At 69.0% G+C, this 13,621-nt stretch carries 15 protein-coding genes; 3 read left to right on the forward strand and 12 right to left on the reverse strand.

The window, feature by feature from the left end; all coding sequences use genetic code 11:
* Positions 1–55 precede the first annotated feature (55 nt).
* Complete coding sequence (locus ABZT93_RS35315; RefSeq protein WP_356112377.1) at positions 56–691, reverse strand: TetR/AcrR family transcriptional regulator; 636 nt, start codon at positions 689–691, stop codon at positions 56–58.
* Positions 692–810: 119 nt separating this feature from the next.
* Between ABZT93_RS35315 and ABZT93_RS35320 the strand changes: the two genes are divergently transcribed.
* Both ABZT93_RS35320 and ABZT93_RS35325 read left to right on the forward strand, forming a co-directional pair.
* On the forward strand, positions 811–1,776 hold the full coding sequence (locus ABZT93_RS35320) for a chlorophyllase (RefSeq protein ID WP_356112378.1): 966 nt from the start codon (positions 811–813) through the stop codon (positions 1,774–1,776).
* Between the two features lie 167 nt (positions 1,777–1,943).
* On the forward strand, positions 1,944–2,528 hold the full coding sequence (locus ABZT93_RS35325) for an NAD(P)H-dependent oxidoreductase (RefSeq protein ID WP_356112380.1): 585 nt from the start codon (positions 1,944–1,946) through the stop codon (positions 2,526–2,528).
* Between the two features lie 157 nt (positions 2,529–2,685).
* Here ABZT93_RS35325 and ABZT93_RS35330 read toward each other — a convergent pair whose 3' ends face one another.
* The 7 genes from ABZT93_RS35330 to ABZT93_RS35360 all read right to left on the reverse strand — a co-directional run bounded on the left by ABZT93_RS35330 (position 2,686) and on the right by ABZT93_RS35360 (position 10,739).
* Positions 2,686–3,804, reverse strand: a complete 1,119-nt coding sequence (locus ABZT93_RS35330; RefSeq protein ID WP_356112382.1) for an XdhC/CoxI family protein — start codon at positions 3,802–3,804, stop codon at positions 2,686–2,688.
* A gap of 159 nt (positions 3,805–3,963) precedes the next feature.
* A complete protein-coding gene (locus ABZT93_RS35335; protein ID WP_356112383.1) occupies positions 3,964–6,156 on the reverse strand; it encodes a xanthine dehydrogenase family protein molybdopterin-binding subunit in 2,193 nt (730 codons plus the stop codon).
* Positions 6,153–7,136: a xanthine dehydrogenase family protein subunit M gene (locus tag ABZT93_RS35340; RefSeq protein WP_356112386.1), complete on the reverse strand. Its 984-nt coding sequence runs from the start codon at positions 7,134–7,136 to the stop codon at positions 6,153–6,155. The genes ABZT93_RS35335 and ABZT93_RS35340 overlap by 4 nt, the downstream gene beginning before the upstream one ends.
* Positions 7,137–7,144: 8 nt before the next feature.
* Positions 7,145–7,786 carry a (2Fe-2S)-binding protein gene (locus ABZT93_RS35345; protein ID WP_356112388.1) on the reverse strand — a complete coding sequence of 214 codons (642 nt, stop codon included), beginning with the start codon at positions 7,784–7,786 and terminating at the stop codon, positions 7,145–7,147.
* Between the two features lie 380 nt (positions 7,787–8,166).
* Positions 8,167–8,385 carry a helix-turn-helix domain-containing protein gene (locus ABZT93_RS35350; RefSeq protein ID WP_356112390.1) on the reverse strand — a complete coding sequence of 73 codons (219 nt, stop codon included), beginning with the start codon at positions 8,383–8,385 and terminating at the stop codon, positions 8,167–8,169.
* 268 nt (positions 8,386–8,653) lie between these two features.
* A complete protein-coding gene (locus ABZT93_RS35355; protein ID WP_356112392.1) occupies positions 8,654–9,748 on the reverse strand; it encodes an alkene reductase in 1,095 nt (364 codons plus the stop codon).
* A gap of 40 nt (positions 9,749–9,788) precedes the next feature.
* Positions 9,789–10,739, reverse strand: a complete 951-nt coding sequence (locus ABZT93_RS35360) for an alpha/beta hydrolase (RefSeq protein WP_356112394.1) — start codon at positions 10,737–10,739, stop codon at positions 9,789–9,791.
* Between the two features lie 80 nt (positions 10,740–10,819).
* Between ABZT93_RS35360 and ABZT93_RS35365 the strand changes: the two genes are divergently transcribed.
* Positions 10,820–10,960: a hypothetical protein gene (locus ABZT93_RS35365; RefSeq protein WP_356112395.1), complete on the forward strand. Its 141-nt coding sequence runs from the start codon at positions 10,820–10,822 to the stop codon at positions 10,958–10,960.
* Between the two features lie 349 nt (positions 10,961–11,309).
* On the opposite strand, the gene ABZT93_RS35370 is transcribed toward ABZT93_RS35365, so the two are convergent.
* From ABZT93_RS35370 to ABZT93_RS35385, 4 genes are all read right to left on the reverse strand, one after another.
* On the reverse strand, positions 11,310–11,645 hold the full coding sequence (locus ABZT93_RS35370; protein WP_356112397.1) for a hypothetical protein: 336 nt from the start codon (positions 11,643–11,645) through the stop codon (positions 11,310–11,312).
* A 139-nt stretch (positions 11,646–11,784) separates the two neighbouring features.
* Positions 11,785–12,729: an NADP-dependent oxidoreductase gene (locus ABZT93_RS35375; protein WP_356112399.1), complete on the reverse strand. Its 945-nt coding sequence runs from the start codon at positions 12,727–12,729 to the stop codon at positions 11,785–11,787.
* Between the two features lie 106 nt (positions 12,730–12,835).
* Positions 12,836–13,411 (reverse strand): NAD(P)H-dependent oxidoreductase, encoded by a 576-nt coding sequence (locus ABZT93_RS35380; RefSeq protein ID WP_356112401.1) that lies wholly within the window; start codon positions 13,409–13,411, stop codon positions 12,836–12,838.
* Positions 13,408–13,593, reverse strand: coding sequence for a hypothetical protein (locus ABZT93_RS35385; protein WP_356112403.1), 186 nt, complete (start codon positions 13,591–13,593; stop codon positions 13,408–13,410). The genes ABZT93_RS35380 and ABZT93_RS35385 overlap by 4 nt, the downstream gene beginning before the upstream one ends.
* Positions 13,594–13,621: the final 28 nt, after the last annotated feature.

The following is a 13,621-nucleotide window of genomic DNA, read 5'->3' on the forward strand; positions in this document are numbered from 1 at the left end:
CTGCGGCCTCAGACTGGCCGGCTGTTTCACCGCTCGAAGTGCGTGTTGGGGGCACTCATTCGGACGGAGCTTTCCTCGCTACGACGCCGGCCGTTTGGTCGGCCCACTCGGTCGCGAGCACGCCGGTGACGAGCAGGTCGACCAAACGGCCGGCGTCGTAGCGGACGTCGTTGCCGGCGCCGATGCAGAGGTTGCCGATGCCGCGCATGAGCATGAACCCGGAGATCTGCTTCATGCCGGTGTCGCCGAGGGCCGCCAGCAGGAGGGCGTCACAGACGGGCACCAGCTGGTCGAGGAAGAACCTGTGCAAATCGTCCGCGCCGTCGACGTCGGCCCCCATGGCGCCGGCGAGCCCGTGCTTGGTGACCAGGAAGTCCACGAACTCGGCCACCCATCGCCGCAGCGCCGCGCTTGGTTCCCCTTCCTCCCGCAGCAGGGCAGGCCCGGCCTTGGCAAGTGCTTCGACCTGGTGACGGTAGACCGCCGCGATCAGGGCCGGGCGCGTCGGGAAGTGCCGGTAGATCGTCCCCATCCCCACACCCGCTTGCGACGCGATCAGCCGCACCGGCGCGTCGACCCCATGCGTGACAAATACGGCTGCCGCCGCATCGAGCAGGACCTGCTCGTTGCGACGGGCGTCGGTGCGCTTGCCGCGCGGCGTCGCGGCAGAGGCGTTCGGGTCGGCGGTCATCGGGGGCGCTTTCGTTCGGAGGATTTGAGAAACGGAACATCGTTCCGTATTATACGGAACGTCGCTCCGCTTTCATTGTGGGCGGCGTCCCCCTTAAACGCAAAGGATCAGGTGCCCCCATGAGCAGCACTCCCACAGCAACCGACACTCCGATCGTGCACGCGCTGGACGAGGTCGTCGGCGCCGGCCACCGGGTCGTCTCCGTCGCCCCCATCGCGCTGGACGCCCCCGGCCGAGCCGTCCCCCTGGCGGTGCGGGTCTCCGCACCCGTGAGCGGTGACAACCTGCCGATCCTGCTGTTCTCGCACGGCAACGGCTGGTCGCTGGACGGCTACGCTCCGCTGACCGCGTTCTGGGCGTCGCAGGGCTTCGTCGTCGTGCAGCCGACCCACCTCGACTCCCGCCGCAACGGCATCGGATTCGACGACCCCGCATTCGGGCAGATCTGGACCGAACGGCACGCGGACCTGGTACGTGTCCTCGACCAGTTCGACACCTTGGAAACAGCTGTACCGGGGCTCGCCGGGCGAGTGAACCGGGACCAGGTCGTCGCCGCCGGCCACTCCTGGGGCGCACAGACGGTCCAGATGCTGCTCGGCGCCCGCATCCTCGATGCATCCGGCCAGGCGGGCAGGGACTATGCGGACGGGCGGATCAAGGCCGGTGTGCTGCTGGCCGCGACCGGGATTGGCGGCGAGGAACTGCACCCGTTCGCCAAGGAGCACTTCCCGTTCATGAACCCCTCCTTCGCCGAACTCACCACCCCAACCCTCGTGGTCGCCGGCGACCACGACCAGTCCAGGATGTCCAGCCGCGGCCCGGACTGGTTCACCGACGCCTACACTCACAGCCCGGGAGCCACCGACCTGCTCACCCTGTTCGGCGCGGAACACTCCCTGGGCGGCATCCCGAACTGGGAAGCCGCGGAGACCACCGACGAGAACCCGGAGCGCGTCGCCGTCCTGCAACGCCTGACCATTGCATATCTGCGCAGCGCGCTGGATTCGTCCGACGCCGGATGGGCCAAGGCCATCTCCGCCCTCGCCGAGGCCGGAACGGCGATCGGCCGCATCGACAGCAAGTAACTCTCCCCCGGGCAGTGCCCCCGTTGCACCACCCGCCATCGGCGGCACTGACGTCGAGCACGGGACACCGGCTCCGTCGAGTGCGTCACCTGTATCACCGGCGGTGGCGTACGGATCAGCTGCTGCCACGTCTCCCGTAAGCCGACCACAGTCAAGGATCAACCGCGATGAACAATTCCAGCCTGCCCTCCGCGACCTCCACCGGCCCGCCGTCCTCGCGCACCCTGGTTGTTGTTGCCCATCCCGACCTGGCCTCCTCCCGCATCACCGCCCGCCTGGCCGAGGCCGTGAGTGACCTCACACACGTCACCGTCCATGAGATCGGTCCCGCCTATCCCGATGGCCGCTTCGACATCGCCCGTGACCAGCAACTGTTGCGCGACCATGACCGGATCGTGTGGCAGTTCCCCTGGTACTGGTACTCCGTCCCGGCAGTGCTCAAGGCATGGATCGACCAGGTCCTCACCCACGGCTTCGCCTACGGCAGCAGCGGCTCCGCACTGCGCGGCAAGACCCTCCAGTTGGTCACCTCAACAGGCGGGCCGGAAGAGTCGTACGCTTCCGTCGATCCCACCTCCCGTTTCACGCTGACTCAGCTGCTGGCACCCATCGAGGCCACCGCCCGTCTGATCGGCATGCGTCTTGCCGAGCCGCTGGTTCTGCACGGGGCCCGCACCGTCTCCGACGAGGACCTCGCCGTGCATGCCACGCGATACCGCGAGCTTCTCAATTCCACCCGACGGGCCGACTGAGCCTCGGACACAAGGCGGTCCGGGCCGGAGTCATAGGGGTGACACCGGCCCGGACTGCTTTCGACTGTACGGGCGCGCGGCTACTCGTCGGGTGAAGGCGTAGCGGCCCAAGAAGTTGACGTGGTCGTACTGGAGTGGGGAGAGGCGAGCGAGTAGTTCATAGGTGGACGGCTTGGTGGATGGGTCCGATGCACTGTGACAGGGGCAGGCCTGTGGCGCCGTGTGTGCGGGCGATGATCTCGGCAGCGATCGAGATCGCTGTCTCCTCGGGCGTGCGGGCGCCGAGATCGAGGCCGATGGGAGAGTGCAGGCGCACGAGCCGGTCCTCCGGAACCGCGGCGTCACGCAAGCGCTTCAGGCGTTCCTCATGGGTGCGCCGCGCCCCCAGCGCACCGACGTAGCCCACCGGGAGAGCAAGGGCCTGTTGGAGCAGGGGCACGTCAAACTTGGAGTCGTGGGTCAGGGTGCAGATCACCGTGCGCGTGTCGACCTCGGTGCGCTCCAGGTAGCGGTGAGGCCAGTCGACAACTACCTGGTCGGCGTAGGGGAAACGGGCGGGTGAGGTGAAAACCGGGCGGGCATCGCAGACAGTGACGTGGTATCCGAGAAAGTGGCCGACCTGGCTGAGGGCAGCTGCGAAGTCGACAGCGCCGAAGATCAGCATGCGGGGGCGGGTGACGTGAGTATGGACCAGGATGGTCAATCGCTGTGGGCAGGTGGAGGCGTCAGGGCCGATCTCCACACTTGCCGTGCGGCCTGCCCGGAGCAGCGCGCGGGCCCTCGACGCGACGGCCTCGTCCACGCGCGTGCCACCGAGGGTCCCGTCGTGTTCCTCGCTGTCGCCGGCCACTGCGAGGGTGCGGCCGAGGAGGTGCTGGGGGCCGTCCACTACCTGGGCCACCGCCGCGGACCGTCCCTTAAGGACGTGATCGAGTGCTGTGCCGAGGTGCTGTTCGGCGGCAGGGTCGACGCGCTGCACGAGAACGTCTATTTCTCCGCCGCACGTCAGGCCGACGGCGAAGGCGTCGTCGTCGGAATAGCCGAACCGAAGGCGGCCGGGAGCGCCGCCGGTGGCCAGCAGATCCCGGCACTGGTCGTACACGGCCCCATCGACGCAGCCGCCGGAGACATTACCGACGGCGTTGCCGTGCCTGTCCACCGCCAGCGCGGTGCCACGAGGCAGGGGGGCGCTGCCGCTGACGTCGACGACGGTGGCCAGGGCAAATGGGCTTGTTTCGCGGCACCATTGGCGCAGTGTGTCCGCGATATTGAGCATGACGGGCTCCCCGTGCGGTGAAATTGTTGAAGTGGCGGGCCAGCGGCATGCCCCTCGGGGAGATGTCCGTGGCGGCGGCCTTCATGCCCGGGGCCGAGCCGTCGGCCCCGGGCGCTGAGGAAATCGGGTTGACCCACGGGAGAGGCATCCCCCGGAGGGTCAGAGCAGGAGCTCGGGGGTGATGGGCAACTGCCGGATGCGTCGGCCCGTGGCGTTGAAGACGGCGTTGGAAATGGCCGGGGTGACACCGATGCAGACGATCTCGGCGAGTCCCTTCACACCGATCGGGTCGGCTACGAGATCCTGGCCGTCCGCCAGGTAGATCGCCCTGATGTCGGGGATGTCGGCATGCGAGGGGACAAGGTAGTCGGCGAAGTTGGCGTTGACGATCCGGCCGTCGCGATGGTCGGTGACCGTGTGTTCGAGCAGGGCCGCGCCCAGTCCCCCGATCATGGCCCCCAGTGCCTGGCTGTCGGCGAGCGCGGGACTGATGATCCTACCGGTGTCGTAGACGCCCAGCATGCGCCGGACCCGCACCAGGCCGAGCCGGGCGTGCACGGCGACCTCCGCGAACGTGGCCGCGTAGGCGAACAGGGAGTACCGAGCGGCTCCCTCCGGCGGAGCCCATGAGCCGAGCGCTTCGAGGCAGGTGCGCTTGTTGCGGGACAACAGGCGCTGGTAGGTCTCCCCCCGCGCCGGGTCATCGGTTACGAACAGCCGGCCGCCACGCACCTCTACATGGGCAGGGTCTGCTCCGTACAGCGGAGAGCCCTCGTCGTTGACGGCAAGGGCGATGGCCTCCTTACGCAGCTTGTCACAACCGTCCTGCACGGCGGATCCGACGCTCGCCATGGTCTGCGATCCGAAGTGTCCCGCGGCCGCAGGCATGGTCGAGTCGCCGAGCCGGAAGATCACGTGGCGCATGGTCAGGCCCAGAGCGTCAGCGGCGACCTGCGTCATGGAGGTGGCGGTGCCGGGCCCCATGTCGCTGGTCCCGGACTGAACCAGGGCCGTGCCGTCGACGTTCAGTCGCACGGAAGCCTGTGATGCGGCGCGCTGGGTGTCGTATACGCCGGCGGCCATACCCATGCCGACGTACCAGTCGCCGTCGCGGGTGGAGCCGGGTCTCACGTTCCGCCGTTTCCATTCGAATTCGCGGACGCCGGTGGTGTAGCACTCCCGCAGGCGGCGAGTGGAGAACGGCAGTCCATTGGACTGATCGTCGGCGGGTTCGTTGCGCAGACGCAGTTCGATCGGGTCGATGCCCAGCTCATGGGCGAGTTCGTCCATCGCCGACTCGAGGGGGTAGGCGCCGGTGGAGTATCCCGGGCCACGCATCCATGTCGGTGTGTTGACGTCCAGAGGGACGGACCGGTGGGTCTGCTCGACGTTCGGCGTGCTGTAGAGCATCCGCCCGGGGACGAGGGTGTCCTCCAGGTGTGTTTCGTAGGTGGATGTCTCGGAGTCGACATCGTGCACGGCGGCGGTCAGGTGGCCCCGCCGGTCGCTGCCCATCCGCAGCCCGTATGAGTACGCGGGCCGGTAGCCGATCCCGAAGTACAACTGCCTACGGGTGAGTACGAGTTTGACGGGGTGTTTCACCTGGCGTGCGGCAATGGCCGCGATGACGGAGTGGACCCAGGTGCGGAAGGCGTTGCCGAAGGCCCCGCCGACCACCGGCGAGATGACGTGAACGTTCTGCGGCGGTATGCCGAATTCGGCAGCCATGCTGAACTGACTGTACTGAACCGCTTGGCTCTTCTCCCAGATGGTGAGTTTGTCCCCGTCCCAGCGGGCGACGATGCCGGCTGGTTCCATCGCGTTGTGGTGCTGGCGGGCCATCTGGAAGGTCAGGTCCAGCTTGACGTCGGCGGAGCCCAGTGCCCGGTCCGCGTCGCCCCGTGCATAGGTCACGGGGTTGTCGGCGGGAGGCGCCGCTCTCAGGTCGGTCGAGGGGCGCTCCGCGTCATAGGAGACCTGCACCAGGCCCGCGGCGTGCTGGGCGACCTCGAGTGTCGTAGCCACCACGACCGCGACGGGTTGGCCGAAGAAGCGCACCTTGTCATCCTGGAAGGCCCGCAGTGGCGTGCCGGGAGGGTAGCCGTTGCTCTGGACGGGCGGAAGCTTGGGCGCGTTGAGGTGGCTGATGACGGTGAGGACACCGGGTTGGGCGAGGGCGGCGACCGCGTCGACGCCGGTGATGCGGCCGAGGCCGACTCTGCTGTCGACGATGACTGCGTGAACGACGCCGCCGGGATTGTTGTCGCCTGCGTACTTCGCTTTCCCGGTGACTCGCAGCCGGGCGTCAACCCGGGCCACGGACGCGCCGACGGCGGCTTGTGGCTGGCTCATGAGGTGCCTCCGACGGTGCGCAACTGCTGCTCGACGGTGCGTTTGAGCAGTTCGACCTTGAAACCGTTGTGCGTGAGGGGGCGTGCGCCGTCGGCCGCATGGCTGGCGGCCTTGGACCACAGCCGACCGGAAGGACGTTCACCGATGAGGGCCTGCTCGATGGCCGGCATTCTCCAGGGCACTGTGCCCGCACCACCGGCGGCGACTTTCGCATCGCGGATCACTCCGCTGCGGATGTGAAGGGCCACCGCAGCCGAGGTGAGCGCGAACTCGTAGGACTGGCGGTCACGGACCTTCAGGTAGCCCGACTTCAGCGGACGGGGCATGGCAGGGATCTCCACCGCCGTGATCAACTCACCTGGCTGCAGTGCCTGCTCACGCTCAGGCGTGCTGCCCGGCTGAAGCAGGAAGTCCGTGAAGGCGATGGTGCGCCTGCTCCCGTCCGGGGCCGTCAGGTGGACGCTCGCCTCCAGCGCGGCGAGGGCTACGGCCAGGTCGGACGGGTGTGTGGCCACACAATGGTCGGAGGTGCCGAGGATGGCGTGGCCGCGGTTGAAGCCGTTGAGGGCCGCGCAGCCGGAACCCGGCTCACGTTTGTTGCAGTCGGCGGTCACGTCCCGGAAGTAGGTGCAGCGAGTGCGCTGCATGATGTTCCCGCCGATGGTGGCCATGTTACGGAGCTGGGCGGAGGCGCTCAGCTCCAGTGCCTGGGAGATGACCGGGTAGAGGTCGCGTACGAGTGGGTGTGCTGCGGCTTCCGTCATGCGGACCAGGGCGCCGATGCGTAAGCCGCCGTCCTTGGTGAGGGCCGTGTCACGCAACGGCAGGGCGGTGATGTCGACCAGGAGGCCAGGGCGCTCCACGGTCTCACGCATCAAGTCGACGAGGGTGGTGCCGCCGGCTATGTACCGGCCGCCGCGCCCACCGGCCTCGAGGGCTTCCGTGGTGCCGGTTGCCTTGGTGAGGGTGAAGGGGTACATCGTTCACCTTACTTCTGGCCAGTGGCCTGCTCGACCGCGCGAACGATCTTGACGTAACAGCCGCAGCGGCAGAGGTTCCCGCTCATCCATTCCCGGATCTCGTCGGGCGTTCGGGTGTGGCCTTCCTTGATGCAGCCGACGCCGGACATGATCTGGCCCGACGTGCAGAAGCCGCACTGATAGGCGTCCTGATCGATGAACGCCTGCTGCAGCGGATGGAGGTGGTCGCCGTCGGCCAGCCCCTCGATGGTGGTGACCTCGGCGTCCTCCAGCCGAACGGCCAGGGTCAGACATGAGTTGACGCGGTGGCCGTCGACCAGCACGGTGCAGGCACCGCAGGCTCCGGCATTGCAGCCCTTCTTGGAACCGGTCAAATCGAGGTGCTCGCGCAACAGGTCGAGAAGAGAGACGCGGTTGTCGACAGTGGCGGTGTGCCGGACGCCGTTGATCGTCAGGGAAACGGTGCTGGCAGGAGGCCCCTCGGCGGCCGCCGCCTCCGTTCCGCCGAGTGCGGCCGGTGCCGTGGCAAGGCCGCCCGCGACGACGGCCCCTGAGACGGCCGTGGCTGTAGCGATGAACGTGCGCCGAGAAGGTGCCGGAACGGCCTCGGCAGTAGCTGATCTATCAGACTCGGGGTCTGCGACGGACATGCCCGCTCTCCTTCGCATGCAGGGTGAGAGTTGCTGGTCGTTCGATGTAGGCGCGGGGGGACGATGGCTATGGGTGCGGTAGCGGAGGGGCACAAGCACCTCAACGAACAATGTGGCCAAGCATCGAGACACGGAGTGCAGGCAGCTTGCCCGTGCCTACGCGGACGGCCGGACCACTCCAGGTTGCATTGCGCTGCCCGCCGATCCACTCGAGCTGCTGCTGGTCCTCACGTTGCGCGAGGCAGGGGATGTTCATGGCCGCTCCTGGGGATGTGTGGGCGACGGCGCCATCCTCCTGCCAGCAACCCTGCACCGCGCCATTGCCCGATCTCCATGTCCTGGAGTGCTCAGTGGGGCCCAACACTGCCCGCACCGTGCGCTCACGAGGTCACGACCTGGGTGTAGGCGTGCTGGAAGTCTGCACAGGGCGCCGGTGCGTTCGGTGTTGCTGATGTAGGGCTCCGGCTGGAGAGGTCGGCCATACCGGCTTCGCCATCGCGCCGGTAGCGGTCGGACCATCGCCGAGCTGTCGTGGGCGAGACCTGCAAGCGTTCGGCGCCCGGCGCACGAGGGCCTTTCGGTAGGCGTAGACGTCGCAATCCACACCGAGCCGGAAGACCCTCACCCGTTCAAGATCCCTCAGCCGCGACCTGGCTCACCCGTCCACAACCTCCCGAGATAGAACACCTAGCCCCTGAGCTGCGGCCGTCAGCTGTTGAGGCCTGCGCCCAGGGCGAGGACAGGCTTCAGTTCCGTCGGCGTCGGCGGCCGCGGTGAGCCGACGGTTGTAGGGTGCGCTGATGCGCCACGAACCGTGAGTGGTGGTCACCTCGACGAAGAGGCCGGCGAGCCGGCGTTCGGGCGCGGTCACGCGGTCTGTCCGAGGTGGTGGGCACCGCCAGCGGACGCCTCGGGGAGTGCGGGGTAGTCGGTGTAGCCGCGGTGGTCGCCGCCGTAGAAGGTCGCCGGGTCGGCCTCGTTGAGCGGTGCGCCCGAGCGGAGGCGGGCCGGGAGGTCGGGGTTGGCCAGCGCCGTCGTGCCGACGGTGATGACGTCGGCCAGGCCGGCGTCGAGGTCGGTGACGCGCGCGTCGATGTCGGCGCCCGCGCGGTTGAGGAACAGAGCCGTCGGCCATTCCTGCCGCAGTTCCCGCAACAGCTCCTCGTCGCCGCCGTGGATCACGTGCAGGTAGGCGAGGTCCAACGGCGCCACAGCCGCGAGCAGCGCCGTGTACAGGTCGCGGGTGTCGTGCTCGGCGATGTCGTTGAAGGGGTTGGCCGGGGAGATGCGCAGGCCGGTGCGTTCGGCGCCGATCTCATCGGCCACCGCGGACGCGACCTCGGTGGCGAAGCGGATGCGGTTGGCGATCGGGCCGCCGTAGCGGTCGGTGCGCTGATTGGTGTTGCCGGCGAGGAACTGGTGGACGAGGTAGCCGTTGGCGCCGTGGATCTCGACGCCGTCGAAGCCGGCGGCGACGGCCGCCGACGCCGCGTGCCGGAACTCTTCCACCACGCCTTCGACCTCTCCAGTGGTCAGTTCCCGTGGGGTGGGCATGTCCTGCAGGCCGGAGGCGGTGTACATGCCGCCCTTGGGCCGTATGGCCGAGGGGGCGACCGGCTGGCGGCCGTGCGGGGTGTTGTCGGGGTGTGAGATGCGGCCGGTGTGCATGAGCTGGACGACGATGCGGCCGCCTGCGGCGTGCACGGCGCTGGTGACCTCCTGCCAGCCGGCGATGTGCGCCTCGGTGTGGATGCCGGGCGTCAGCAGGTAACCCTGACCGTCGGCGGAGGGCTGGGTGCCCTCGGTGATGATGAGGGCCATGGAGGCGCGCTGACGGTAGTACTCGCGGTTGAGGTCAGTGGGGACACCGTCCGCCCGCGAGCGGTCACGGGTCATCGGTGCCATCGCGAGGCGATGCGGAAGCTCGATCTTGCCGACGGTGATGGGGGTCCAGAGGGTCATGGTGTTCTTTCCGTGCAGTGGGTGGCTGGGTGGTCGCGGTTCAGATCGACTTGAGCACCCGGACCCGATCGGCGATGGCACGCCGGGCGACGTCGGAGGTGAAGGCGATGGAGTCGAACTCGTGCGGGGCGCCGGGGTGCAGGTGGAATTCCACGGACACCCCGGCCCGGCTGAGCTTGGTCGCGTAGGCGGTGTCTTCGTCACGGAAGACGTCGAGCTGGCCGACCTCGATGTAGGCCGGGGGCAGTCCGGTGGCGTCCTCGAGGCGGGCCGGGGCCGCCGTGGCCGGGACGTCGGGCCCGCCGGCGGCTTCGCCGAGCAGAGCCGGCCAGGCGGTGCGGCTGTCGTCATAGGACCACAACACGTAGGGCGCGATGTGCGGGTCGGGGGTGGTGGTGCGGTCGTCGAGCATGGGCATGATGAGGATCTGGCGGGCGATGAGCGGGCCGCCGCGGTCGCGGGCGAGGATCGACACGGCCGCGGCCATGCCGCCGCCGGCACTGTCCCCCATCACACCGATCCGGCCGGGGTCGACGCCCAGCTCGGACGCGTGCTCGTGCAACCAGCGCAGCGCGGTGTATGCGTCCTCGAGCGGGGCCGGGAAGGCGTGTTCGGGAGCGCGGCGGTACTCGACCGACAGCATCGGCACGCCGCTGGCGGACACGTAGCGGGAGACCGGCCCGTCGAACAGGTCGATGTGGCCGAAGATGTATCCGCCGCCGTGGAAGAACAGCACGGCCGGGCCTGGTGCGGCGCCGTCCTTGACGTACCAGCGCATTCTTATGTGTGTGCCGTCGTCGGCGGTCGCGTGGTGCTCGCTGGTGGTCACATCAGCCGGGAGGGGCTGGGCGGTTCCCGCAGCGCCGATGATCGGCTCCCACAGGGCGCGGCGGCCCGCGATGTCGCCCACCGCCAGTGGTGGCGCGTCCGCCATCGCGCCGGCCATCGGGGCCAGTACCTCGGCGATCTCGGGATCCAGCGAAAGTGACATGGTCTTTCCTAACCGTCCTGCTCTGGACTGTTCTGATAGGGGGTGACGGGATGTCAGGCAGCGGGGAGACGATGATGATCTTGCCGAGCAACGCACCCTTGGCGGCCTGGGTATGGACGGCCGGCAGCTCGGCCAGCGGCGCCCGCTGCGCCACGTCGACGCGCAGTTCGCTGGAGTCGACCAGTGCCGACAACCGCGACAACTGGTCGGCGTCGCTGTAGACGAACAGCTCCAGTGATCAGGGGTGGGACGCGGCCCATCGGTTGATGAGGTGATTGGTCTGCGGAGGGTGTGGTGCAGTGCCGGGTCGCGCGCCGCGTCCTTGATGAGTAGGGCGTCGACGCTGGGGCCGCGCCGAAGGGCCCCTTCTGATCGGGCACGAATTCTTCCGGGTCGTCACCTGCGTACAGGTAGTCGTGATCGCCGACGGCGAAGTACGGGAACCCGGACCGAGCCGGCGAAGGCCCGGGGGATCAGTTCGGCGGCGAAGCCGGGAACCTTTGCGGCGGTCGTGGTCGCCTTGGCGGCTTCGTCGGCTGCCGGTGTCTCACAGCCGGTGTTGGGCCGGTACTAGAAGAACGTGCGTGAGTTCGGCGCCGTTGTCAGGTATCCCGGGCGCAGGGCCTTGCCGGCGAGCACGGGATCGGTGTCAGCGGGCACCAGCTCCGGGAAGCCCCTCCAGCCCCTGGCGCTCGTGGAACCCGGTGCGACGACGTCCGGGCACGGGGCATGGACGTGGATGTTGTTCCGTGCCAGTTCGGCGTTCACGATCTGCCCGGCGCCGCGGGCCGCCATGCCCGGCGCGATCCGGGCCCCGTCGGTGGCGGTCGCGTGGTGCTCGCTCGTTTTTACGTCCGCCGGGACCGGCTGGGCCGTTCCGGCCGCGCCGATGCTCGGCTCCCACACGGCACGGCACGGTAGCCGAGGTATCGCCTACGGCCAGCGGTGTGGCGCTCGCATCGCGCTGGCCTTCGGGGTCGGCGCGGTGGCGATTTGGGTGTCCACGCTGAGGGCCATGGCCTTTTCCCTCGGTGGGGGTGGGGCGTCAGGTGGCGGACGGGACGACGATGGCTTTGCCGTGTACTGCGCCTTCGGCGGCCCGGGTGTGCAGCGCCGGCAGTTCGGCCAGCGGTACCCGTTCGGCGACGGTGATGTGCAGTTCGCCGCGGTCGGTCAGTGCCACCAGTTGTGCCAGTTGGTCGGCGTCGCTGCGGACGAACAGGTCGATGCCGCGTACGCCGCGCTCTTCGTCGCTGGGTGCGGGCATCCACACTGTCGTGTTGACCAGGACGCCGCCCGGGCGGAGGAGGGTGAGGAGCGTGGCCAGTTCGGCCGGGTCGACCGGTGCGAGGTTGAGTGCGAGGTCGACCGGTTCGGTCACGGCCGCGGTCAGGCTGGTGGTGGTGTGGTCGATGACCTCGTCGGCGCCGGCGGAGGTGACCGCTTCGTTGCTGCGCGGGCCGGCCGTGGCGGTGACGTGGGCGCCGGCGTTCTTGGCCAGTTGTACGGCGTAGCTGCCGACCGCTCCGCCGGCGCCGTTGATCAGCACGCGTTGCCCGGCCGTGAGCTTGCCGTGGTCGAACAGCGCCTGGTACGCGGTGAGGCCCACGAGAGGCAGGGCGGCGGCGTCGGGCAGTGGGACGCTCTTGGGAGCCGGCGTCAGGACCTCGGCGGGCGCGATCACGTATTCCGCGGCGGCGCCGTTGCCGTCCATCGGCAGGAAGCCGATGACGTCGTCGCCGACCGCTATGCCGTCCACGCCCTCGCCCAGCGTGTCGACCGTGCCGGCGACGTCGATGCCTGGGGTGTGGGGCAGGTTCACCGGGATGGGGCCGCGCATGAAGCCGCCGCGGATGTTGCCGTCGACGGGGTTGAAGGACGTGGCGGCGACGCGGATGCGGACCTCACCGGCCCCGGGGACGGGCTGCTCCACGTCCTCGTGGCGCAGGACGTCGGGGGTGCCGTACTCGTGGAAACGTACTGCCTTCATTTCGGTTCTCACCTTCACTGCGATCCAAGCTGGCTCAGTTGCTTCGAATTCGAAGTAACTGTTGAGGACTGTACATCTGCTTCGAATTCGAAGCAAGTGCTGTCGGTCACTGCCGGGGCGAGCGCATCGCCGCGGCGAGTTCGGCGGCGGCTTGGTCGATGCAGGCGCGCAGCCGCGCCGCGTCGCTGCGGGCCGCGGTCTGCCAGTCGGCGGGACCGGCGATGACGACCGTGGGTCCGGGGTCGGCGTGCATGTCGGTCAGGCGCCTGCGCATCATCTGTGCGAGGTCGGGTGGCTGCCGGCGGGTGCTGCTGTCGAGCGCCAGCAGCACCGGCATGCCGGAGAGGACTCCGTGCCCGAGGACGGTGAGGAACGAGTCGAACACCTCGCCCGGGGATGTGGCGAGCACCGGGGTCGCCGCCACCAGCCCGTCGGCCGCGGCGACCGCCGTGATCGCCTCGCGCAGGTCGAGGCTGGCGCGGCCCTGGATGGAGTGCTGGGCGAGGTCGGCCGTCAGTCGGTGCAGCTCCAGCACCTCCACCTCGGCGCGCGCGCCGCCGGCCGCCAGTGACCGGCACACAGCCTCCGCGATCCAGTCCGCGAGCCGGCGAGTCGGACTCGGACGGACCACACCGGCGCTCACCACGGCCAAGGACACCGGGCTCCAAGCGACGGTGCTCATCGTGGCATCGCGTTCATGGCTTCCTCCCTGCGGCCGGGCACCTCGCCCTTGCTGACGTCGCGGCAGCCGACGATCAGATGCCCACCGGTCACCTCGGCGTCGAGCAGGACGCTGAAAACGCTCCCGCCGATCCACTCGAGCTGCTGCTGGTCCTCACGCTGTGCGAGGTAGGGGATGGTCATGGCCGGTCCTCGGGATCCGTGGGCGGCG

Source organism: Streptomyces sp. NPDC005303 (assembly GCF_040607335.1).
In the GTDB taxonomy this organism is placed as follows: Bacteria; Actinomycetota; Actinomycetes; order Streptomycetales; family Streptomycetaceae; genus Streptomyces.

Excerpts from the sequence above, each read along its gene's own strand:
- ABZT93_RS35315 (WP_356112377.1), bottom strand. The coding sequence starts at position 691 with ATGACCGCCGACCCGAACGCCTCTGCCGCGACGCCGCGCGGCAAGCGC.
- ABZT93_RS35320 (WP_356112378.1), top strand. The coding sequence starts at position 811 with ATGAGCAGCACTCCCACAGCAACCGACACTCCGATCGTGCACGCGCTG.
- ABZT93_RS35325 (WP_356112380.1), top strand. The coding sequence starts at position 1,944 with ATGAACAATTCCAGCCTGCCCTCCGCGACCTCCACCGGCCCGCCGTCC.
- ABZT93_RS35330 (WP_356112382.1), bottom strand. The coding sequence starts at position 3,804 with ATGCTCAATATCGCGGACACACTGCGCCAATGGTGCCGCGAAACAAGC.
- ABZT93_RS35335 (WP_356112383.1), bottom strand. The coding sequence starts at position 6,156 with ATGAGCCAGCCACAAGCCGCCGTCGGCGCGTCCGTGGCCCGGGTTGAC.
- ABZT93_RS35340 (WP_356112386.1), bottom strand. The coding sequence starts at position 7,136 with ATGTACCCCTTCACCCTCACCAAGGCAACCGGCACCACGGAAGCCCTC.
- ABZT93_RS35345 (WP_356112388.1), bottom strand. The coding sequence starts at position 7,786 with ATGTCCGTCGCAGACCCCGAGTCTGATAGATCAGCTACTGCCGAGGCC.
- ABZT93_RS35355 (WP_356112392.1), bottom strand. The coding sequence starts at position 9,748 with ATGACCCTCTGGACCCCCATCACCGTCGGCAAGATCGAGCTTCCGCAT.
- ABZT93_RS35360 (WP_356112394.1), bottom strand. The coding sequence starts at position 10,739 with ATGTCACTTTCGCTGGATCCCGAGATCGCCGAGGTACTGGCCCCGATG.
- ABZT93_RS35375 (WP_356112399.1), bottom strand. The coding sequence starts at position 12,729 with ATGAAGGCAGTACGTTTCCACGAGTACGGCACCCCCGACGTCCTGCGC.
- ABZT93_RS35380 (WP_356112401.1), bottom strand. The coding sequence starts at position 13,411 with ATGAGCACCGTCGCTTGGAGCCCGGTGTCCTTGGCCGTGGTGAGCGCC.
- ABZT93_RS35385 (WP_356112403.1), bottom strand. The coding sequence starts at position 13,593 with ATGACCATCCCCTACCTCGCACAGCGTGAGGACCAGCAGCAGCTCGAG.